Genomic DNA, 19741 nt, shown 5'->3' with positions numbered 1-19741 from the left:
GGAATCAAGGAGACATAATTTGCTGCTTTATGATGGTGGAAGGGCGCCGAATCCGCGCCGTGTACGTATTTTCCTGGCGGAAAAGGGCATCGAAGTGCCGATGAAGGCTATCGACATGACGGCAATGGGGCATCGGTCCGGAGAGGTAACTGCGCTAAATCCTTTTCAGCGCCTTCCGGTTCTGCAGCTCGATGACGGTACGGTTTTGACTGAAACCGTTGCAATTTGCCGCTACTTCGAGGAGCTTCATCCTGATCCGCCGTTGATGGGCATCGACGCGCTGGACAGGGCGACGGTGGAAATGTGGAACCGCAGGGCGGAGCTTAATTTTGTGTATTTCGTCGCCCAGGCGTTTCGCCATACCCATCCGGCCATGAAGGATTGGGAAGTTCCGCAAAATCCGGAATTTGGTGAAGCAAATCGGCCCAAGGCATTGAAAGCAATGGAATTTCTTGATGAGGAACTGAAGTCACGTGAGTTCATTGCCGGGGAGCGCTATACCATCGCCGATATTACAGCGATGATGGGCATCGATATGTTGAAACCGGCGCGTATCGAGCGGCCGGTACACCTTGAGAACCTGATGCGATGGTATGAAGCGGTATCATCCCGGCCGAGTGCGGCCGCCTGAGGAAGATCGATAAATGACGCTTGACGCGCTGCTGCAACAGATCAAATTGTGCAGGGTTTGCAGGGACGAGCCCAGATACGGGCAGCGGTTGCCGCATGAGCCGCGGCCGGTCTGCGTTGCGTCGGCTTCAGCCAGCATCCTGATTGCCGGCCAGGCGCCGGGAACCCGCGTTCACGCGTCAGGCATTCCATTCAACGACCCATCCGGAGACCGGCTTCGCGACTGGATGGGAATAGACCGCGATGTTTTCTACAACGAAGAAAAAATTGCCATTGTCCCGATGGGATTTTGTTTTCCGGGGCTTGATGCGAAAGGAGGCGACCTGCCTCCGAGACGCGAATGCCGGGAGGTCTGGCGCGACAGGGTTATAGATGCGCTGCCGCAGACCAGCCTTGTGCTGGTGATTGGTCAATATGCGCACGCTTATCACCTTGGAAAGCGGCGAGAGAAATCACTGACGGCGACCGTTGCCAATTGGCGGACCATTCGCGAAGCCGGAACCCGGCCGATGGTTTATGCGCTTCCGCATCCATCATGGCGCAACAATGCATGGCTGAAAAAGAACCCTTGGTTTGAAGCGGAACTGTTGCCTGTGCTGCGCCGCGATATACATGCGGCACTTAGAAAATAGTCACTTACGGCCCATCAATCGCAAAATTTGGAAAAAAATTCTATGAATTTTCAAATTGGGGATTGATTTTCTGAAAATTGATGCGATTTAGAGAGTACGGAAAACATGAATTCGTGCCGGACTGATAATTGCCGGCCATGAATTCAACAGGCGCGCCGGAAACTGATGTCTTTGTTTCAGCGGCGCAAGATCAGGAGACCGGGAATGGACCGGCTTGACCGAAAAATACTCCGCCTGTTGCAGGAGGATTCAACCCTCGCTGTGGCAGATATCGCCAAGAAGGTGGGATTGTCCACGACACCCTGCTGGCGGCGAATCCAGAAGCTGGAAGAAGAGGGCGTCATTCGCAAGCGGGTCGCGCTGCTCGATCAGACCAAGATCAATGCCAGCGTGACTGTCTTTGTCGCCATCCGAACCAATTCCCACTCTCACGAATGGCTGTTGCGGTTTTCCGAGGTGATCACCCAGTTTCCGGAAGTCGTCGAATTTTATCGCATGAGCGGTGAGGTCGATTACCTTCTGCGTGTGGTCGTTCCCGACATCGCCGCTTATGATGCCTTTTACCAGCGGCTTATACAGAAGATCGAAATCCGCGACGTGTCCTCGTCATTCGCGATGGAGCAGATCAAATATACGACGGAACTGCCGCTCGACTATATGGTTCTGGAAGGCAGCCGGTCGTCTGAGCCCGCGTAAGCCATCAGCAATGTCTATTGCTGTGCCCTGGCCGTGAGCCTGTCCCGTATCTTCTGGCTGTCCAGTTCCCGAACCGCATCGCGGCCGATCCAGCGGGCGGTCTTGTCTTCGCTTGCTTCCAGCTTGCGGGCAAGCGCGAGCGCTGGGGTGTGAAGAGCCATTGAGCGTTTGCCGATTTGCCGCAGAGCCCAATTGACGGCTTTCCTGACGAAATTGCGTTCGTCTTTGCTGTGGCGCTCGATCAGCGGAAGCCAGCCCTCCATAACACTGTCCGGCTCCTTTTTCAGATGAACCGCGCCCCAGGCCATCATGGCGAAGCCTGCGCGCCGGACGAACTCGCGCTCATCTCGAACAAAATGTTCGATGAGTTCATCATGCAGTTTGGCTTCGACAAACAGCCCGGTGGCATGATCGACAATCTCCCAGGAATTGAAATCGTCAGCCCACAGCCACGCCTGTTTTGCCGTTACCTTCTTCGGTTCATCGGAAAAACAGGCAACAAGCCTTGCTTCGCGGATGCCCGTTTTCCAGAGCGCCAACGCACGGTCGTGGTTGCGTTTGATCTTGCGGGCGAGGGGACGCAGTTCGGCATTGCGAATGCCGAGCGCAAGTTCCGTATCGATGCCAAAACGCGCCATCCCAGCGACATCTTCGTCGGAGCCGTGCGCACGCAACCAGCGCACGACGTCGTCGCAGTTCCAGTCCGGCGACGGCTCCGATATCGCCATGCTAGCGTTCCAGGCGAGCAAGCAGAGAGGACGTATCCCAGCGGCTTCCGCCCATCTTCTGGATATCGCGGTAGAATTGGTCGACAAGCGCGGTGACCGGCAGGCTGGCGCCGTTGGAGCGCGCTTCATCGAGCAGGATAGCAAGGTCCTTGCGCATCCAGTCGACGGCGAAACCATGTTCGTAGTGTCCGTCATTCATGGTTTTGTAGCGGTTTTCCATCTGCCACGATCCGGCCGCGCCCTTGGAGATGACCTCGATGACCTTTTCAATGTCGAGGCCGGCCGCCTTGCCGAAATGGATACCTTCCGCAAGCCCCTGCACAAGGCCAGCGATGCAGATCTGGTTGACCATCTTGGTAAGCTGGCCGCTGCCGACGTCACCCATCAGGCCGACCATCTTTGCGTAGCAATCGATCACCGGCTTGGCCGCCTCGAATGTATCACTGTTGCCGCCAACCATCACGGTCAGAACGCCGTTTTCGGCTCCCGCCTGACCGCCCGATACCGGCGCGTCGAGAAAACCGAATCCCTTTTCTTGCGCAGCGGCGTGCAACTCGCGGGCAACTTCGGCTGACGCGGTGGTGTTGTCGATGAATACTGCGCCTTGCTTCATTGCATGGAAGGCCCCGTCAGGTCCGGTCGTCACGCTGCGCAGATCCTCATCATTGCCGACACATGCAAATACAAATTCGGCCCCTTGTGCCGCTTCAGCCGGGGTTTTTGCGGCTTTTCCGCCAAATTCTGCCACCCATTTTTCCGCTTTGGCACCGGTGCGGTTATAGACACACACGTCATGACCGCCACGGGTCCTCAGGTGTCCGGCCATTGGGTAGCCCATAACCCCAAGTCCGATAAATGCGACTGTTGCCATATCAAACGCCCTTCTGCAAAGTGCTGCTGTTTGTTTCAGATGTATTTTAGGAGGGAATAGATCAATGCGACGGATCATCAAAGCCCTAGTCCGTTTTATTTTTGTGGCTGTTCCCTTGATAATCATCGCCGCCGGAGCCGGATATCTGTGGTTGGCGCGCTCATTGCCGCCGGCGTCGGGCACGATGAAAATCGACGGCCTGAGCGATGTCGTCACGATTGCCCGTGATGAAAACGGCGTTCCCCATATCACCGGGTCGTCGGTTGAGGATGTCTTTGCCGGGCTCGGCTTTGCCCACGCGCAGGATCGGCTCTGGCAGATGGAGGTCGTGCGGATCGCGGCGCAGGGCCGTCTGTCCGAGCTGTTTGGCGAGCAGACGGTCGACAGCGATATCTGGCTTCGCTCGATGGGCTTTTACGAGGCATCGAAGGCGTCTTACGAATTGCTGCCCGACGATGCGAAACGGGCGGTGGACGCCTATTCGGACGGCATCAATGCGTGGATGTCGCGAGGGGGCCGCACATTCGCTTCGAAGCTGCCACCTGAATTTGTGATCCTGAATCACACGCCGGAGCCCTGGGAGCCCGCACACACGCTATCGGCCCTGCGGATGATGTCGGTCACACTCGCCAAAAATGCGTCCGAAGAGGTCAAGCGCCTTTCCTTTGCCCGCCTTGGATTTTCCCCTCAGGACATTGACGAGTTGATGCCGATGCTGCCTGGCGAGAACCCTCCGGCGCTCCCGGATCTGACGGCGTTGCTGGAGCTTAACACCGGGCCGCTGCAGATATCGGCGACAGGCGGAAACCGGGATGCATTCTTGCTGCCGCCCGGTGACCAGAACAACAAGGGCGCGTCTAACAACTGGGTGGTTTCAGGTTCCCGAACCGAAACCGGCAAACCGATCCTGGCGAACGATCCGCATCTGTCCCTCTCAGCGCCTTCCCTGTGGTATCTGGCGCATCTGAAGGTTGAGGGTTCTGACGGTGACCGCAATTATGTCGGCGCCACCACACCGGGTTCGCCGCTTGTACTTCTGGGGCGCAGTGACCATCTGGCCTGGGGTTTCACCAATACCGGGTCCGATGTGCAGGACATCTTTGTCGAGAAGATCAATCCGGACAACGCCGATGAATATCTGGCACCCGACGGCTGGAAGACTTTCGGCAGCAAGGAAGAAACCATCAGGATCCGCGGCGGCGAGGAGCGGAAATTCACCAGGCGCTGGACGCGGCACGGACCGGTGCTGCCGGCAAGCTATCTCGATATCGGCACCTATCTGCCCGAAAACACGGTGGCGGCCCTGCAATGGGTCGCACTCTCGCCGGACGATCTGACGCTGGACGCGGGCATCAAGGTGTTGAACCAGACAACGGTCGAAGGCTTTCAGGAGGCGATGCGGAACTATGTGACGCCGATGCAGTCAATGGTGATTGCCGACACGTCCGGCAATATTGGACTCATCGCGCCTGGGCGCGTGCCCATCCGCAACCCCGACAACACCATCATGGGACGCGCTCCGGTTCCGGGCTGGGATGCGGTCTATGACTGGACGGGGTTCATTCCATTCGAGGGGCTGCCGCGCCAGAACAATCCCGCCATCGGGGCCATCGGGACAGCCAATACGAAAATGGTCGGGCCGGACTATCCGTATTTTCTGACGCTGGACTGGGACGAGCCGTGGCGTCAGGAGCGGGTCAATCAGCTCATTGTCGACAACCGGACACCGCAGACTGTGCAGATGACACGCGACGCGCAGGCCGATGTCCTGTCGCAGGCCTTTGCTTCGGTCGGGCCGAAGATGATTGCCCTGATCGAGGACAAGGAGGGCGTCGATAAGCAAGCGCTCGCGACGCTCAAGGCATTTGACTACAAAATGGTGCGCGACAGCCGCGCGCCGCTGATGTTCATGGCCTGGTTCCGCGAGAGCATGATCGGCATTTACAGCGATGACCTCGGGCCGGCCTTCGATGCGTGGTTCAAGGCGCGGGTCAACGTGGTGGAGGCCGTGCTGGACGGTAAAGCACAGCGTGACTGGTGTGACGACCGGAGTACGCAGGGTGGGGAAAGCTGCGCCGATATACTGGCCGAAAGCCTGGACAGGGCGATCGCGGATCTCCAGCGGCGTTACGGCGACAACCGGGAGAAGTGGAGCTGGGGTGCGGCGCACAAATCGGCCGGTGCGCATTCGCCGTTCTCACGCGTGCCGTTCCTGAATGCGATATTCGACGTCAAGGTGGAAAGCCCCGGCGGCCCCTTCACGCTTGATCGCGGGCGAACGCCGCTGAACGATGCGGCTGAGCCCTTTATCAACAAGAGCGGTTCCAGTTTCCGCGGCATCTACGACTTCACCGATCTCGACAAATCGACTTATATCCAGACGACCGGGCAGTCGGGAAATCCCTTTTCCAGGCATTACAGGGATTTTGCCGTGCCGTGGTCCAATGTCGAATCCATCACCATTCCGACAGATCCGGCGGTCTATCAGCCGAACGTCGTCGGCACATGGCAACTGACACCCTGATTTACAATTCGATCGAACCGTCATCATCCGTCGCGAGATGGCCGTTCGGTTTCCCCGCTACCGTTTGAGATGCCGGGTCAATCTGTTTTCAAGCAGGTTCCAAAGGTTTCGCAGCGCTTCCACGATGATCAGATAGAAGATCGCGGCCCAGATATAAGTCTGAAAATCGAACGTACGCGAATAGGCGCGTCGTGTTTCTCCGAAGAGATCGAAGACGGTGATAATCGCGACAATAGCCGAACCTTTGATCATCAGGATGATCTCGTTGCCATAGGGGCGCAGAGCGACGATCATGGCCTGCGGCAAGATGATTTTCCAATAGATCACGAAGCGTGACAGGCCCAGCGCCTGGGCGCCTTCGAACTGGCCCTTGTGGACGCTCTGCAACGCACCGCGGAGGATTTCCGCCTGATAGGCGGCGGTGTTAAGCGTAAAGGCCAGGATGGCGCAGTTCCAGGGATCGCGGAAAAACCCCCAAAGGCCCATTGCCTGAAGCTGCGGGCGGAATTCGCCAAGGCCATAATAGATAAGGAACAGCTGGGCAATCAGCGGTGTGCCGCGGAAGAAATAGACATAGCCGTAGGCAGGCACGGAAAACAGCGAACTGGATGACATCCGGCCGATGGCGATGGGGATGGAAACAATTGCGCCCAGCACGATAGATATGCTCACCAGTGTCAGGGTCACGCCAAGGCCGGAAAAGTATTTCGGCGCATAGCGATCGATTTTTTCCGGACTCCATTCGGCGACAAGGAACAGGATTATTCCAACGCCGATGACGAGCCAAAGCGCCATCACGGCAAAGCCGGTCATACGGGCGGCGGTCCATGGCCGGGCGATATCCGGAGGAGGAAGCTGAGCCTCGATGAGTTGCTTCGTCACGCTCATACCTGCACCTCCGAACGCTGCACACGGCGCTCAATCGCGTTAATGACGAACGAAGACAGGATTGCAAGGACAAGGAACAACAGGCAGGCGACACCGAAAAACAGGAATGCTTCCTTGCTAACCCGCGCGGCAATTCCGGCCTGGCGTAAAATGTCGGGAAGGCCGATGACCGAGACAAGTGCCGTTTCCTTCAAAAGGATCATCCACAAATTTCCGAGGCCGGGCAGCGCTATGCGGATCAGCTGCGGCAGGATGATCTTGAACATCGTCTGCGCCTTGCCCATACCGAGCGCGTAGCCGCCCTCATACTGTCCGTTGGGAATGGCGCGAAAGGCGGAGAGGAACACTTCGCTGGCAAAGGCAGAGAAAACAACGCCAAGGGCAATCATGCCCGCCAGAAACGAATTGATCTCAATGGCGGATTCATAGCCGATCGCAAGCAGCGCCTGGCGGATGCCGATCTGGAGGCCGAAATAGACAAGAAACAGGGTCAAAAGCTCAGGCAATCCGCGGAATATGGTGGTGTATATTTCCGCCGCCATGCGCAGGACCCTCTCGTCACTTTGTTTTGCAAGTGCGAGCAGGAAACCGAAAACAAGACCGAGCGGCAGGGTTGCCAGTGCGAGGCTAATGGTCACGAGCACACCGGATGCGATCTGGTCCCCCCAGCCATCCGGCCCGAAACTCAAAAGGGTTAAAGTCTGTTCCATGGTGTATTTTTATCAGGCATGCCCGATATTTGTCCCCCTACAAAAACGGCGGGAATGAACCCGCCGTTTTTTCTATCATAAACAAGGCCGCCGATTACTCGCCGTACACATCAACTTCAAAGTACTTGTCGTTGATTTCCTTATATTTTCCGTTTGCGCGAATAGCGGCGATCGCTTCGTTGAACATCTCGCGCAACTCGTCCTCGCCCTTGCGGATGGCAATGCCGGCGCCTTCACCGTTGATGACCGGATCGGGAGTCAGCGTTCCGAGGATTTTACAGCAGGCACCGTCATCGGTCTTCAGCCACTCGCCAAGCACGATCACATCGTCAATGACCGCGTCGACACGGCCGCTTACGATGTCCAGCTTATACTCGTCCGGTGTCGGATAGAGCCGAACGTCGACCGACGGTAGCTTTTCTTCGGCATAGTTTGAATGTGTGGTGGCGCTCTGCGCTCCCAGAATCTTGCCAGACAGGCCGGCGTCGGTTGCTTCGGAGATGTCGGAGTCCTTTGGAACTGCGACCGCAGGTGGCGTATTGTAGTATTTCTCGGAGAAATCGACCTTCTCTTTGCGCTCGTCGGTTATTGACATCGAAGCGATGACTGCGTCAAATTTTCCGGCAACCAGTGACGGGATCATGCCATCCCAGTCATTGATGACAAATTCGCATTTGACCTTCATTTCCTCACAAAGCGCGTTGGCAATATCAATATCGAAACCTTCGAGCTTGCCATCGGATGTCAGGTTATTGAAGGGAGGGTAGGCGCCTTCCGTGCCGATCTTGATCATTTTTTCATGACTGTCGGCGTTTGCAGTGCCCATCGTTGCCGCGACTACGGCTACAGATGCTGCAATGGTAAGGTACTTTGAAATACGCATGGTGGTCCTTCCTGATGTTGTGCCTTGTTTGTTAAATTTGACGGCACATTTTTGCGGGCCCCCAATGTCCCGCTCAGGCGGCGATATTCCCACTGTTTTAAAGCAAAAAGCAACCGCAAAATTGACAGCAATCGAAGTGTTTTTGAGCAAAATGCAACCATGGAACTGACAATCTGCGCGGGATTGTCCTATCGAACCCGCCACTGGGGCGAATGAAGTTCCAAAATGGTCAATTGGACGGCGATGGGTGGCTGGATGTTGCCGGTCAGCTGTTCACGATCCCGAATTGAGAAAACGGGATGTAATTGACCGCATCGCCTTGCTGCACGGTTTGTATCTCTTCGCCGAGTTCAATAAGGCCGTCGGCGCTGCGCAAGCCGGAAATGAGGCCGGATCCGTCGCGCTGATATTTACGCACGAGCGTGTTGCCCTGGCCATCCGTTTCCAGCCAGCCGCGAAGGAACTCCCGGCGGTCCGGCTTCTTCTTTTTTATCTCAAATCCGGCAGGAACCTGGAAGCGCACCGGTTCGCGATAATTGCCGCCGCCGAGCACCGCCATCGCCGCGTGACAATAGAGCAGAAAACAGACGAATGCGGCGACCGGATTGCCGGGAAGGCCAAGGAACACGCAGTTGTCGATCTGCCCGAAAGTCATTGGCCGGCCAGGCTTTATGGCTATCTGCCAAAGATGCCGCTTGCCAAGCCTGTCGATCATTTTGACGATATGATCTTCTTCGCCCCTTGATGCCCCGCCGGTTGTCAGGATGACATCGTTATTGCGGGCAGCCCTTGAGAGCACTTTTTTGATGGCCTGCTCGTCATCCCTGACGATGCCAAGATCGGTCACGTCAACCGGCAGACGGCTGCAGAGGGCGGCCAGCATATGGCGGTTGGAATCGTAAACCTGCCCTTCGGCAATTGATTCAGCGTTACCCGGATCGATTATCTCGTTGCCAGTGGAGACGATTGCGACCCGAAGCCGGTCGAATACACTGATCTTCGCCATGCCAAGAGACGCCAGTGCGGCAATGTCCTGAGGACGCAGCATCTGACCGGTTTCAAGCAGCAGATCACCGCCCTTGAGGTCCTCTCCAGCAAGGCGCCTGTTGGCGCCCGGCCTCAGCCCTTCCGGAATACGGACGCTGGCGCCATCATCCAACAGGACGCAATCCTCCTGCATCGCCACCGTATCAGCATTGGGCGGCATGACGGCTCCGGTGAAAATCCGCGCCGCGGTTCCAGTGGCCAGCGGGGAGGGCGATCCGTCACCTGCTGCAATACGCGCGCCGAGTGAAAGGGCCCCGGCCTTTAGATAATCAGCATGCGCGAAGGCATAGCCGTCAACTGCGCTGTTGTCATGCAACGGCACGTTCCGCGGTGCGGTCACGTTCTCGGCCAGGATTCTTCCAAGTGCCTCTTGCAGTTCCACGTATCCGGCGTCGACGATCCGGTTCAGGCGCGACAAAAGCATCGCCACGACCTCGTCATGGCGCATGCGGTCCTTGTCGTGCAGGAAGCAATCATCGATCAGGTGTGGTGTCTTGCTCATTTGGGTTCCGTATCGGCAAGCCCGGTGTAAGTCTCGACAAAGTCCGCAATGGCCTTCGTGTCATCGAGATCGAACACGGGTATTTCGCTCGCATCGATCGGATAGTCCGAAGCGATTGCCACAACCGTGGGGTCACTCTCGGATAGGGGCACATGGCTGTTCGATTCGCTTCTGCGCGCTTCAAGCTTCGGGTGTTTTTGCGCCTTGTAGCCTTCGACGATGATGAGATCGCAGGGCGAAAATTGCGCAATCACGGAATCAAAGTCCGGCTCCGGCTCATCCCGCAGTTCATGCATCAGGGCCCAGCGATTGCCGGATACGATGGCGACTTCCGTCGCACCGGCGGCGCGGTGGCGAAAACTGTCGGTGCCTTCATGATCGATATCAAAGGCATGGTGGGCGTGTTTGACGGTCGATATCCGCCAGCCACGGGCGGTCAGCTCCTCGACGATACGGACGGTCAGTCCGGTCTTGCCGGAATTCTTCCAGCCGGTAAAACCAAAGATCCTGCGGGTCACGACTGTCCCTCCGTCAGGGTCTCTTCACTCATCTGCATGGCGAGTTTTTCCGCCGTGGCGAAATCTTCCGGTGTATTGGCGTTGAAGAACGGGTCTAACTGCTTGCCTGAAGTCACGACCAGCGGAAAATCCACCTGCTGCAAATCATGGTTTTGAACCCATGCCATGACCTTGTAGGTTTCGGTTTCCTGCAACCAGCGCGCCAGATCATCGTGGAGGGCGACAGGCCAAAGGGCGAAGACAGGATGCCTGTTGCCCTGCGATGTCGCCATGACGATCGTGTCCGGTCCAATCGACGCTTCAGACAGAAAGCGGGAGACGAGATCCGCCGGGAAAAACGGCGTGTCGGCAGCGGCGGTAACAATATGAGAGCAGCCGGCAGCGTTTTCGGAGCTCCACCGCATGCCGGCAGCAACGCCTGCCAGCGGACCGGCAAATCCCTTGATGTCGTCCTCAACAACCGGCAAGCCGAATTCAGAGAAACGTTGAGGATCCCCGTTTGCATTGACGATCAACCGGCCGGTCTGAGGCCGCAATCGTTCAATGACCCGGCCAAGCATAGGAACGCCGCCCAGAAGTCGCAGCGCCTTGTCGCCGCCGCCCATTCTGCGCGACAGTCCGCCAGCAAGCACACATCCGATAAGGTTGTCAGGTTTTGGGTTCATCAGATCATTCCGTTTGCCCGCCCTTGCGGGCGTGTTTTTTGTCTTCATCGGCAACGGTGCCCGGATCAATATCAAATACGATGCGCTCTTCGCCGGAAAGAGCGACAAAGCGTTTTCCGCGGGCGCGGCCGACAAGCGTCAGCCCGGCCTTGCGGGCAAGTTCGACGCCCCAGGCGGTAAAGCCCGAGCGCGATACCAGAATTGGGATGCCCATCATGGCGGTCTTGATCACCATTTCCGATGTGAGCCTGCCTGTGGTGTAGAATATCTTGTCTTCAGGGCCGACGCCGTTCATGAACATCCAGCCGGCAATCTTGTCGACGGCATTGTGCCGGCCCACGTCTTCCATATAGACGAGCGGCTGGTCTTCTCGGCACAGAACGCAGCCATGGATCGCACCGGCCTCCAGATAGAGCGAGGGCGCTGTATTGATCGCCTTTGTCAGGGCGTATAGCCAGGACGTCTTGAGAATTGCATTGGGGTCGAGATCGATGGAATCGAACCCTTCCATCACGTCCCCGAAAACCGTCCCCTGCGCACAGCCGGATGTACGAACCTTCTTTTGAAGTTTTTCTTCGTAGTCGGTTTCTCGTTCGGTTCGCACGACGACGACATCCACCTCGTCATCATAATCGATCCCGGTGATCTTATCGTCCGGGGCAAGCATGTTCTGATTGAGCAGGTAGCCGACGGCCAGGAGATCGGGATAGTCGCCGATCGTCATCATGGTGACGATTTCCTGGCGATTGAGATAGAGCGTCAGCGGCTTTTCCGTCACGACCCTGGTGCTGATGGGCTGACCGTTGTGATCGGTGCCCTCGACTTCGACAGACAGTCGCGGATTGCCCGGGTCGGGGCTAAGCAGAAACCCGCTCTTGCTCATGCTCTCATCCTGCATCTTGGCAGCTCATTCTCCCGCCGGTTCGCTGGCCTGAAGGGCAACCTGCCTTGCAACGTGGATAACGTAAAGGGCCATCATCGCTCCGGCAATTGCTGATATAAGCATTATATAGAGCAGCGGATAGGGGCCTGTTTCGGGCGACAGCATCGATCCGGAAAGAACCGACAGGGCGGCACCGCCACCGATCATCAGTGCGCCGCCCAGCCCTGCAGCCGAGCCGGCGAGATGAGGGCGAACACTGACGACACCGGCATTGGCGCTGGGCAGGCTGATGCCGTTGCCGACGCCGATGAAAATCATATAGCCGAAAAAGGCCATCGGGTGCGTAGAGCCGAGGGAGAACGTGATGATCGAGCCGACCATGCCGAGCGCGGTTATGATGTTGCCGCTCAGCAGCATCGTATTGATGCCGAACCGTTGTGAGTAGCGACCGGAAATGAAGTTCCCGCCCATATATCCGAGAGCCGTCAGGGCAAAATAGGCGCCAAGACCTGATGGGCTCAGGCCGAGAAACTCGACGGAAACATATGGCGCGCCGCCAAGAAATGCGAAAAAAGACCCCGAGGTGAAGGCGGCCGACAGTGCGTAGCCCCAAAAACGGCGTGACCGGATCAGCTCGGGATAGGCCCTGAACTGTGCGCCGAAACTGGCACTCCTGTTCCGGTTGGTCTCTCCGAGATCGGACCAGACCAGCATCAATACAAAAATGCCGAAAACCAGTGAGACTGCAAAAGCTGCCTGCCATCCGTAGATTTCGTCGAGGACACCGCCAATCATCGGGCCGATCATCGGCACAAGAGCCATGCCCATGGTTATGTATCCGAACATGCTGGCGGCTTCGTCGGTGCCGACCATATCGCGAACGATGGCCCGCGACAGCGCCAAACCCGACACGACGATGGTCTGGATCAGCCGCCCGATCAGGAGGATCTCAAAATTTGGTGCAAAAATGCACAGGATTGTTGCGGCAATAAAAATGGCCAGGCTGACGAGCAGGACCGGGCGCCGGCCAAAGCGGTCGGACAGCGGGCCGATGATCAGCTGCATGAACGCGGTGGCCGCAAGATAGGCGGAAATCAGCAGCTGGACGTAGGAGTAACTCACCCCGAAATCACGCGCGATGCCCGGCAGCGAGGGCAACAAAACGTTCATGTTCAGTGCGCCGGCGCCGGTCATGATCACCAGAGTGGCGATATGTGGCGGGGAGCGTCTGTCCAAAAACCTGATGTCTTGATTCACGGTGAATTCCTTATTCCGGCCCTGGCAATGACCAATGAACCGGGTTTTGATGAATGTCGGAACCGACGGGGTGAAGCCGGGCAATATTCTGAAGCGAACGCGTCTAAGTAGTTTCGAAGGAACGCGTTCCATCCTTGTCGCGATTTGTTACGCGACGTTCACGATATAGGGTATAGAGCCCCGTCATGACAATGATTACGCTGCCGATGACGGTCAGATAGTCGGGAAATTCCGCGAAGAACAAGGCTCCGAGTAAGATCGACCAGAGCAGACTTGTATAGCGGAACGGGACGATGAAAGACATTTCCCCATCACGTGTGGCGAGCACGATGAACTGATATCCGATCAGGATGAATATCGCTGCCGAGATGATCTTGAAGCCGTGATTTACGTCAATCGGCGCAACAGTACCGTCGGCGATCCACATGACAAGACCGGTAACGGCCACGGCCGGCGCCACCAGCACGGACAGAAAGAGCGACGGCACGTTGTCATCCATGGCCCGGGTCGACAGATCGCGCATGGCGGCAAAGATGACAGCGCCGACAACCAGCAGCGAATAGGAATCGTAGCCAGCCAAACCGGGCCTGATGATGATCAGGACGCCTGCAAATCCGATCAGGGTCGCCGACCAGCGCCGCCAGCCGACCGGCTCCCTTAGGAACAAGGTGGCACCGGCGGTAATCGCCAGCGGCAGCGCCTGCAGGATTGCGGACGCATTGGCCAGTTGAATTTCCGCAAGTGCCGTGAGGAACAGTACGGTCGCGATGGATTCGCTCGCCGTTCGCAGCAACACCATTGGCTTGAACATGATTGCGGCGGGTCGAAGTGCGCCACTGCGCCACGCAATGATGAATATGAGCGTCGAAGCAACAATACCACGCAGGAATATTGCCTGGCCCATGCTCATATCCTGCGCCAGGCTCTTCATGAAAACGTCGTTGAAGACATAGCCGGCCATGGCCAGCACCATGAAAAGGGCGCCGCGCATGTTGGCGGATTGCAACATCAGGCCTGGCCTGTGTTGTCTGGTTCCTGTCCGGAAGGCTGCATGTTATCCGCCGGTCACGCTCATATGGCGCGCCACAGCGGGCTTGTTGCTGCGGCGGTCGATAATGAAGTCATGGCCTTTCGGTTTGCGAAGGATGGCTCTGTCGATTGCCTCGGCGAGAAGCTCATTTCCTTCGGACGCGCGCAATGGTGCGCGCAGATCAGCAGCGTCATCCTGCCCAAGACACATATAAAGCGTTCCAGTGCAGGTCAGGCGGACACGGTTGCAGCTCTCACAGAAATTGTGCGTCATCGGGGTGATGAAGCCGAGACGTCCGCCAGTCTCGGCGATTTCGACATAGCGCGCCGGGCCGCCTGTCTTATAGGCGATCTCGTTCATCGTGAACTGCTCGGCAAGGTCTGCGCGCAGCATCGACAAGGGTAAATAATTGTCCGTGCGGTCTTCATCGATTTCACCCATGGGCATGGTCTCGATGACGGTCATATCCATGTCGAGGCCGTGTGCCCAGCGGATCAGTTCCGGAATTTCGGCGTCGTTGAAGCCCTTCAGCGCTACTGCGTTGATCTTGAGCTTCAACCCGGCTTTCCGCGCCGCTTCCAGGCCGGACATGACACGGTCGAGATTGCCCCAGCGAGTAATGTGCCTGAATTTGTCGGCATCGAGCGTATCGAGCGAGACGTTGATGCGCCGCACGCCGCTATCAAACAGCTCATCGGCGAAGCGGGCCAGTTGAGAGCCGTTGGTTGTGATGGTCAGTTCTTCGAGTTCGCCGGACTGAAGATGACGGGACAGCCCGCGGATGAAATGCATGATATTCTTGCGCACGAGCGGCTCGCCGCCGGTGAGCCGCAATCGCTTGACGCCCTTTTCGATAAAGACCGTGCAAAGCCGATCCAGCTCTTCCAGGGTCAGCAGGTCTTTTTTAGGCAGGAATGTCATGTTTTCCGCCATGCAATAGGTGCAGCGGAAATCGCAACGGTCGGTCACCGAAACGCGAAGGTAGCTGATCGCCCGCCCAAACGGATCGACCATCGGAGCAGCAGCATTTCCACCACTTGGGGTGGCATTCATTTCATCTGTCATACGATCCCGCACTGAACTACTCCTGATGCCAATTGGCGACACGGCATGAGGGGGTGCGTTGCCCTCTCTGTCCGAAAGCATGATATGTTGCGCCCCGAGACGCCTTCGTCAAGGCGCAAATAGCCGCGCATCGCATCTGCTGCGTGTTATTGTCGTCATGTGCAATGCGGCATCATAACGGTTTGGCTGCAATTTTGTGGGTGCCATTGTGACAGATTACGACCGACAGGGCGATATATACAGCCGCTGGAGCATCAAGGAAACGCTCTACTCCGTGCTGGAGTGGCATACGTTTTTGCAGGTCCTCGGATCGGTCAAGGGGCTCGATATACTGGATGTGGCCTGTGGTGACGGACGCCTGTCGCGCGGTCTCATGGATCATGGCGCAAAATCCGTTCTCGGAACCGATATTTCCGAAAATATGATTGCGGCGGCCAATGAGAAGAACCGGCCGGATGCCGAAAGTCACCATGACGGGCTGCATTACCAGACCGTCGATGCTCGAGACGAGGCATTTCGCCTGGAGACGCCCGTCGATCTTGTGACGGCAATGTATCTGTTTCACTACGCAACCAGTGTCGACGATCTTGACAGAATGTGTCGTTTCGTAAGCCGCAACTTGCGTCCGGGAGGACGCTTTGTCTGCTACACGATCAATCCCGAATATGATTTTGAGCGGCAATACCCGCTAATGGCCGATGCGTTTGGCTTCAGGTATAAAACAGTCGACCCGCCCGAATACCGGCTGGTGATCGGTGATTTCGAAGCGAAGATGTGGCAGTGGAGCAAGGCCGAACATGAGGGAGGCTTGAAGAAAGCGGGCTTAACCAATATTCGCTGGCACGCATTGGCTCTGCCAGAGAACCGCAAAGACTTGGCACCTTCCGTGCAGTGGTATCTGGACAATCCCAGTCTAATCGTGCTCAGTGCAGAAAAATCGACCGGCTAGCGGCACACAACAGGATGACAGATGACTGAAAACAGCACCATTCGGCCCAGCGAACTGAGGGTTTCCAAGGGCCGTCAGTCCCTGACTGTGGTGTTTGAGAACGGAGAGACATTCAATTTGCCTGCCGAGGCACTTCGTGTCATGTCACCATCGGCTGAAGTGCAGGGGCATTCGGCCGATCAGCGCGTGACAGTTCCGGGAAAACGGCAGGTTTGCATTAGCGGCGTAGAGCCAGTGGGCAACTATGCTGTGAAGATCGCATTCGATGACGGACACGACACCGGAATTTTCACCTGGAAATACCTGCATGAGCTCGGGTCCGAGTTGGACAGCCGATGGTCTGACTATCTTGCTGAACTGGAAGATAAGGGCATGAGCCGCGACCGCGCCGAAGTGCCGCGCTAGCCGCCGTCTTGCCTAGGCCTCTCTACGCGCTTCCCAATCGTCCATGCGCTGGATCATCCGGTTCATCACTTCACCGATGAAATTGCATTCGTCTATGTTGGTGGTCGACATGGAATGCTCAATGAGCTCCAGTTCGATGGCCAGCGCCTTTGACGTCACTTCCCGTCCCTTGTCGGTCAGGTAGAGTCGCAAAACGCGCTTGTCAGTCTCATCCTTGCGCCGAATGATCAGGCCCCGCTTTTCGATCTGCGGCAGCAGCATGCTGATATTGGAACGGCCCACCAAAAGCTTGTGCGCCAGGTCCTGCTGGGAAATTCCCTCAAATCTGTAGAGATTGGCGAGGATATCCAGATGCGGGACTTTGATATCCAGCGGGGTGAGGGCTCTACCCAGTTTTTGATGAATGAGTTGGCTGGCTCTGGCGACGGCTATCCAGTTCTTGAAACGCGGATTGTCCCAGGGTAGCGCTTGATTTTTGTTCATAGTTGTACAATTATGTTCATAGTTGAACTTACCGTTGGAATCCGACTATGACATCATTGATACAAAAGGTCATCCACTTCGGCTTTGATATCACAGGACGTTTAGCGCCCGAAACCGCTGGCAGGGTGGCTTTTCGCCTGTTTTGCACAACCCCGTCCCGTAAACCGGCAAGCAAAAAGGCACGATTGGCGCTAGAGCAGGCAGGTCCGGCGATGGCCGGTGCCACCAAATTGATGCTGCCGATTCACGGCGGCAGGGTTGCGACCTGGTACTTTCCCGCAAATGGCGCGGCAAATTCCGAGACCGTTCTTATCACCCACGGTTGGGGGGCACGGACCGAACATATGTTGGATATCGTCAAATCACTGCAAAAAGCGGGCAAGGCCGTGGTTGCTCTTGATCTTCCCGGCCATGGCGCCTCGAGCGGACGCACGCTCAACATGGCTCTGGCCGTGGAGGCGGTGGATGCGGCCTGGCGGCAGTACGGACCGTTTTCCATGATGCTCGGGCATTCATTCGGCGGTGCTGTCGTTCTCAATGCCGCTGTCGGCTCGGTTGCGGGCATCAAGCCGAACAGGCCCGACAGGATTGTGCTCATATCAGCGCCAAACGCGATACCGGCGGTCTTCGAGTGGTTTGCCGGGATGCTTGGGCTCAGGCCGAAAAGCCGCAGAGCTCTGTTCGAGCGCGTGGAGCAGGTAACCGGGCGGCCGCTGGAATCCTTCATGGGAACAGTTCAGCTCGCGGCGCTCAAAAAGCCGGCGCTGATAATTCATGCGCGCGAGGACAGGGAAGTGACTGTTGACCATGCCGAAGGTTTCATGACCGCCGGACGGCACGTTGAAGTTCTGTGGGCCGACGGATATGGTCACCGCCGTATTCTCAAAGCGCCGGAAGTCGTTCAAGCCGTGACGGAATTCGCCGACGGGAGTGAACACGCCAAGGCAGCCTGATCGTGTAACCAACGTTGCGGCCAAATTGGTAAAAGAACCGGTAGCTCGTCCTATCCCGGCCATTGTGGCCGCTAACACGAAGGAACTGCCGGTTCATGACAATCGTTCAGACTGTCGAGGAGCTTGAGGCTCACTACGGAACTCCAGGCAAGGCGTCTCTCGTCAAGGTCGCCGACAGGATTACAGAACCCTATGGGCGTATCATCGCGGCTTCGCCGTTTTGCGCGTTGGCGACGGTCGGACCGGAGGGGCTGGACTGCTCGCCGCGTGGCGATCTGAGGGGTTTTGTGCGCATTGGCGATGAGAAAACCCTGTTGCTTCCCGACCGCCGCGGCAACAACCGCATCGATTCACTGCGCAACGTTGTTCGTGACCCGCGTGTGGCGTTGATGTTTCTCGTGCCCGGATTAGGCAATGCCCTGCGCATTAACGGGCGCGCCGTTGTCAGCGTAGATGGCGCGCTGCTTGAGAGTTTTACCGTCAAAGGCAAAGCGCCGCGAAGCGTCATGATTGTGGATGTTTCGGAAATATATTTCCAGTGCGCCAGAGCTTTGGTGCGGTCGGATTTGTGGAACCCCGAGAGCCATGTCGACCCCAAAACACTGCCGACGCCGGGAGAAATCCTGGCCTCAATGTCCGGCGGCCAGGTTGGCGGCAAATCCTATGACGACGAGTGGCAGGGTCGTGCCGAAAAAACCATGTGGTAGGCGGCAGCGCTTTGCACTGCCACCTGAGTGTCCTAGTTGCGCACCACGACACGCGTGCCGATGTCCACGCGCTCATAGAGGTGGCGGACATCGTCATTGGCCATCCGGATGCAGCCCGATGACATCGCCTTGCCGATAGTCCAGGGCTGATTGGTGCCGTGAATGCGGTAGATCGTGGAGCCGATATACATTGCGCGGGCACCGAGCGGATTGTTCGGGCCGCCTTTCATGTAAGTGGGAAGAATACGTCCCTTTGCGGCCTCACGACGGCGCATGACTTCCGGCGGTGTCCATCCCGGCCACTCGGCCTTGCGGCTGATGCGGTTTCTTCCCTGCCAGGTAAAGCCGTCTCGCCCGACGCCAATCCCGTATTTCATCGCCTTACCATTGCCCAAAACATGATAGAGGCGCCGCTCCGAAGTATCGATGATAATCGTTCCTTCCGGATGGGACTCCTTGAAACGCACAACCCTGCGCGGGATAGGCGACTTGTCGGACCTGTATCTTCCGTTCTTGTAATTCGGAGATGGCGGAAACAGGATCTGCAACAGGCTACGCTGCTCGCCGTCGCGCTCAGCAAAGGCCGTTGACCCTAGCGGATGCAAAGTAACAATAGCTGCCAAAGCAGCGATCAGGATGGACTTCATGGTTATGTCGCCTGTGTAACCAGTTAAACTTCATGCTGCCCCGTATAACCGATTCGAATACCGGCAGC

22 protein-coding genes are annotated in these 19741 nt (G+C 57.1%); 8 read left to right on the top strand and 14 right to left on the bottom strand.

Going from position 1 to position 19741, the window contains the following annotated elements; translation table 11 throughout:
• Positions 1-19: 19 nt before the first annotated feature.
• The 3 genes from ABVT35_RS13695 to ABVT35_RS13685 all read left to right on the top strand — a co-directional run bounded on the left by ABVT35_RS13695 (position 20) and on the right by ABVT35_RS13685 (position 1958).
• Positions 20-631 (top strand): glutathione S-transferase, encoded by a 612-nt coding sequence (locus ABVT35_RS13695; RefSeq protein WP_368467140.1) that lies wholly within the window; start codon positions 20-22, stop codon positions 629-631.
• Positions 632-644: 13 nt separating this feature from the next.
• Complete coding sequence (locus tag ABVT35_RS13690) at positions 645-1262, top strand: uracil-DNA glycosylase family protein (protein ID WP_368467139.1); 618 nt, start codon at positions 645-647, stop codon at positions 1260-1262.
• Between the two features lie 204 nt (positions 1263-1466).
• Complete coding sequence (locus ABVT35_RS13685) at positions 1467-1958, top strand: Lrp/AsnC family transcriptional regulator (protein ID WP_368467138.1); 492 nt, start codon at positions 1467-1469, stop codon at positions 1956-1958.
• A gap of 14 nt (positions 1959-1972) precedes the next feature.
• On the opposite strand, the gene ABVT35_RS13680 is transcribed toward ABVT35_RS13685, so the two are convergent.
• Positions 1973-2686, bottom strand: coding sequence for a DNA alkylation repair protein (locus ABVT35_RS13680; RefSeq protein ID WP_368467137.1), 714 nt, complete (start codon positions 2684-2686; stop codon positions 1973-1975).
• Between the two features lies 1 nt (position 2687).
• Positions 2688-3557 carry an NAD(P)-dependent oxidoreductase gene (locus ABVT35_RS13675; protein ID WP_368467136.1) on the bottom strand — a complete coding sequence of 290 codons (870 nt, stop codon included), beginning with the start codon at positions 3555-3557 and terminating at the stop codon, positions 2688-2690.
• A 64-nt stretch (positions 3558-3621) separates the two neighbouring features.
• Between ABVT35_RS13675 and ABVT35_RS13670 the strand changes: the two genes are divergently transcribed.
• The gene (locus ABVT35_RS13670) at positions 3622-6081 is read left to right on the top strand and encodes a penicillin acylase family protein (protein WP_368467135.1); all 2460 of its coding nucleotides are present in this window, start codon (positions 3622-3624) and stop codon (positions 6079-6081) included.
• Between the two features lie 57 nt (positions 6082-6138).
• On the opposite strand, the gene ABVT35_RS13665 is transcribed toward ABVT35_RS13670, so the two are convergent.
• The 10 genes from ABVT35_RS13665 to moaA form a co-directional block, all read right to left on the bottom strand.
• A complete protein-coding gene (locus ABVT35_RS13665) occupies positions 6139-6969 on the bottom strand; it encodes an ABC transporter permease (RefSeq protein ID WP_368467134.1) in 831 nt (276 codons plus the stop codon).
• Positions 6966-7679, bottom strand: a complete 714-nt coding sequence (locus ABVT35_RS13660; protein ID WP_368467133.1) for an ABC transporter permease — start codon at positions 7677-7679, stop codon at positions 6966-6968. The genes ABVT35_RS13665 and ABVT35_RS13660 overlap by 4 nt, the downstream gene beginning before the upstream one ends.
• Before the next feature lie 94 nt (positions 7680-7773).
• Positions 7774-8562: an ABC transporter substrate-binding protein gene (locus ABVT35_RS13655; RefSeq protein ID WP_368467131.1), complete on the bottom strand. Its 789-nt coding sequence runs from the start codon at positions 8560-8562 to the stop codon at positions 7774-7776.
• Positions 8563-8827: 265 nt separating this feature from the next.
• A complete protein-coding gene (glp, locus tag ABVT35_RS13650; RefSeq protein WP_368467130.1) occupies positions 8828-10111 on the bottom strand; it encodes a gephyrin-like molybdotransferase Glp in 1284 nt (427 codons plus the stop codon).
• Positions 10108-10629: a molybdopterin-guanine dinucleotide biosynthesis protein B gene (gene mobB / locus ABVT35_RS13645; protein ID WP_368467129.1), complete on the bottom strand. Its 522-nt coding sequence runs from the start codon at positions 10627-10629 to the stop codon at positions 10108-10110. Before mobB ends, glp begins: the two co-directional genes overlap by 4 nt.
• Positions 10626-11294, bottom strand: coding sequence for a molybdenum cofactor guanylyltransferase MobA (gene mobA / locus ABVT35_RS13640; RefSeq protein WP_368467128.1), 669 nt, complete (start codon positions 11292-11294; stop codon positions 10626-10628). The genes mobB and mobA overlap by 4 nt, the downstream gene beginning before the upstream one ends.
• A 4-nt stretch (positions 11295-11298) precedes the next feature.
• Positions 11299-12177 (bottom strand): formate dehydrogenase accessory sulfurtransferase FdhD, encoded by an 879-nt coding sequence (gene fdhD, locus ABVT35_RS13635; RefSeq protein WP_368467127.1) that lies wholly within the window; start codon positions 12175-12177, stop codon positions 11299-11301.
• A gap of 24 nt (positions 12178-12201) precedes the next feature.
• Complete coding sequence (locus tag ABVT35_RS13630) at positions 12202-13371, bottom strand: multidrug effflux MFS transporter (RefSeq protein ID WP_368467876.1); 1170 nt, start codon at positions 13369-13371, stop codon at positions 12202-12204.
• A 166-nt stretch (positions 13372-13537) separates the two neighbouring features.
• Positions 13538-14443, bottom strand: coding sequence for a DMT family transporter (locus ABVT35_RS13625; protein ID WP_368467126.1), 906 nt, complete (start codon positions 14441-14443; stop codon positions 13538-13540).
• Between the two features lie 45 nt (positions 14444-14488).
• Positions 14489-15478, bottom strand: coding sequence for a GTP 3',8-cyclase MoaA (gene moaA, locus ABVT35_RS13620; RefSeq protein WP_368467874.1), 990 nt, complete (start codon positions 15476-15478; stop codon positions 14489-14491).
• Between the two features lie 259 nt (positions 15479-15737).
• Here moaA and ABVT35_RS13615 point away from each other — a divergent pair, with 259 nt between their 5' ends.
• Positions 15738-16478 (top strand): class I SAM-dependent methyltransferase, encoded by a 741-nt coding sequence (locus ABVT35_RS13615; RefSeq protein WP_368467125.1) that lies wholly within the window; start codon positions 15738-15740, stop codon positions 16476-16478.
• A gap of 21 nt (positions 16479-16499) precedes the next feature.
• Positions 16500-16883, top strand: coding sequence for a gamma-butyrobetaine hydroxylase-like domain-containing protein (locus ABVT35_RS13610; protein ID WP_368467124.1), 384 nt, complete (start codon positions 16500-16502; stop codon positions 16881-16883).
• A 12-nt stretch (positions 16884-16895) separates the two neighbouring features.
• On the opposite strand, the gene ABVT35_RS13605 is transcribed toward ABVT35_RS13610, so the two are convergent.
• Positions 16896-17366, bottom strand: coding sequence for a MarR family winged helix-turn-helix transcriptional regulator (locus ABVT35_RS13605; protein WP_368467123.1), 471 nt, complete (start codon positions 17364-17366; stop codon positions 16896-16898).
• Positions 17367-17413: 47 nt separating this feature from the next.
• On the opposite strand from ABVT35_RS13605, the gene ABVT35_RS13600 reads away from it, so the two are divergent.
• Positions 17414-18319, top strand: coding sequence for an alpha/beta fold hydrolase (locus ABVT35_RS13600; protein ID WP_368467122.1), 906 nt, complete (start codon positions 17414-17416; stop codon positions 18317-18319).
• 95 nt (positions 18320-18414) lie between these two features.
• Positions 18415-19026 carry a pyridoxamine 5'-phosphate oxidase family protein gene (locus ABVT35_RS13595; RefSeq protein WP_368467121.1) on the top strand — a complete coding sequence of 204 codons (612 nt, stop codon included), beginning with the start codon at positions 18415-18417 and terminating at the stop codon, positions 19024-19026.
• A 32-nt stretch (positions 19027-19058) separates the two neighbouring features.
• Here ABVT35_RS13595 and ABVT35_RS13590 read toward each other — a convergent pair whose 3' ends face one another.
• Entirely contained in the window at positions 19059-19673 is a 615-nt protein-coding gene (locus ABVT35_RS13590) for a L,D-transpeptidase (RefSeq protein WP_368467120.1), read from the bottom strand.
• Between the last annotated feature and the right edge of the window lie 68 nt (positions 19674-19741).

Source organism: Hoeflea sp. TYP-13, from assembly GCF_040932035.1.
Lineage (GTDB): Bacteria > Pseudomonadota > Alphaproteobacteria > Rhizobiales > Rhizobiaceae > Hoeflea_A.
Note: the sequence above shows the minus strand (reverse complement) of the source record. Positions and strands in the feature narration are given on the sequence as shown.

Excerpts from the sequence above, each read along its gene's own strand:
- ABVT35_RS13605 (WP_368467123.1), bottom strand. The coding sequence starts at position 17,366 with ATGAACAAAAATCAAGCGCTACCCTGGGACAATCCGCGTTTCAAGAAC.
- ABVT35_RS13670 (WP_368467135.1), top strand. The coding sequence starts at position 3,622 with ATGCGACGGATCATCAAAGCCCTAGTCCGTTTTATTTTTGTGGCTGTT.
- ABVT35_RS13680 (WP_368467137.1), bottom strand. The coding sequence starts at position 2,686 with ATGGCGATATCGGAGCCGTCGCCGGACTGGAACTGCGACGACGTCGTG.
- ABVT35_RS13675 (WP_368467136.1), bottom strand. The coding sequence starts at position 3,557 with ATGGCAACAGTCGCATTTATCGGACTTGGGGTTATGGGCTACCCAATG.
- ABVT35_RS13655 (WP_368467131.1), bottom strand. The coding sequence starts at position 8,562 with ATGCGTATTTCAAAGTACCTTACCATTGCAGCATCTGTAGCCGTAGTC.
- glp (WP_368467130.1), bottom strand. The coding sequence starts at position 10,111 with ATGAGCAAGACACCACACCTGATCGATGATTGCTTCCTGCACGACAAG.
- ABVT35_RS13630 (WP_368467876.1), bottom strand. The coding sequence starts at position 13,371 with ATGACCGGCGCCGGCGCACTGAACATGAACGTTTTGTTGCCCTCGCTG.
- ABVT35_RS13625 (WP_368467126.1), bottom strand. The coding sequence starts at position 14,443 with ATGTTGCAATCCGCCAACATGCGCGGCGCCCTTTTCATGGTGCTGGCC.
- ABVT35_RS13660 (WP_368467133.1), bottom strand. The coding sequence starts at position 7,679 with ATGGAACAGACTTTAACCCTTTTGAGTTTCGGGCCGGATGGCTGGGGG.
- mobA (WP_368467128.1), bottom strand. The coding sequence starts at position 11,294 with ATGAACCCAAAACCTGACAACCTTATCGGATGTGTGCTTGCTGGCGGA.
- ABVT35_RS13665 (WP_368467134.1), bottom strand. The coding sequence starts at position 6,969 with ATGAGCGTGACGAAGCAACTCATCGAGGCTCAGCTTCCTCCTCCGGAT.
- ABVT35_RS13685 (WP_368467138.1), top strand. The coding sequence starts at position 1,467 with ATGGACCGGCTTGACCGAAAAATACTCCGCCTGTTGCAGGAGGATTCA.
- fdhD (WP_368467127.1), bottom strand. The coding sequence starts at position 12,177 with ATGAGCAAGAGCGGGTTTCTGCTTAGCCCCGACCCGGGCAATCCGCGA.
- ABVT35_RS13590 (WP_368467120.1), bottom strand. The coding sequence starts at position 19,673 with ATGAAGTCCATCCTGATCGCTGCTTTGGCAGCTATTGTTACTTTGCAT.
- ABVT35_RS13595 (WP_368467121.1), top strand. The coding sequence starts at position 18,415 with ATGACAATCGTTCAGACTGTCGAGGAGCTTGAGGCTCACTACGGAACT.
- ABVT35_RS13600 (WP_368467122.1), top strand. The coding sequence starts at position 17,414 with ATGACATCATTGATACAAAAGGTCATCCACTTCGGCTTTGATATCACA.
- moaA (WP_368467874.1), bottom strand. The coding sequence starts at position 15,478 with ATGGTCGATCCGTTTGGGCGGGCGATCAGCTACCTTCGCGTTTCGGTG.
- ABVT35_RS13690 (WP_368467139.1), top strand. The coding sequence starts at position 645 with ATGACGCTTGACGCGCTGCTGCAACAGATCAAATTGTGCAGGGTTTGC.
- ABVT35_RS13610 (WP_368467124.1), top strand. The coding sequence starts at position 16,500 with ATGACTGAAAACAGCACCATTCGGCCCAGCGAACTGAGGGTTTCCAAG.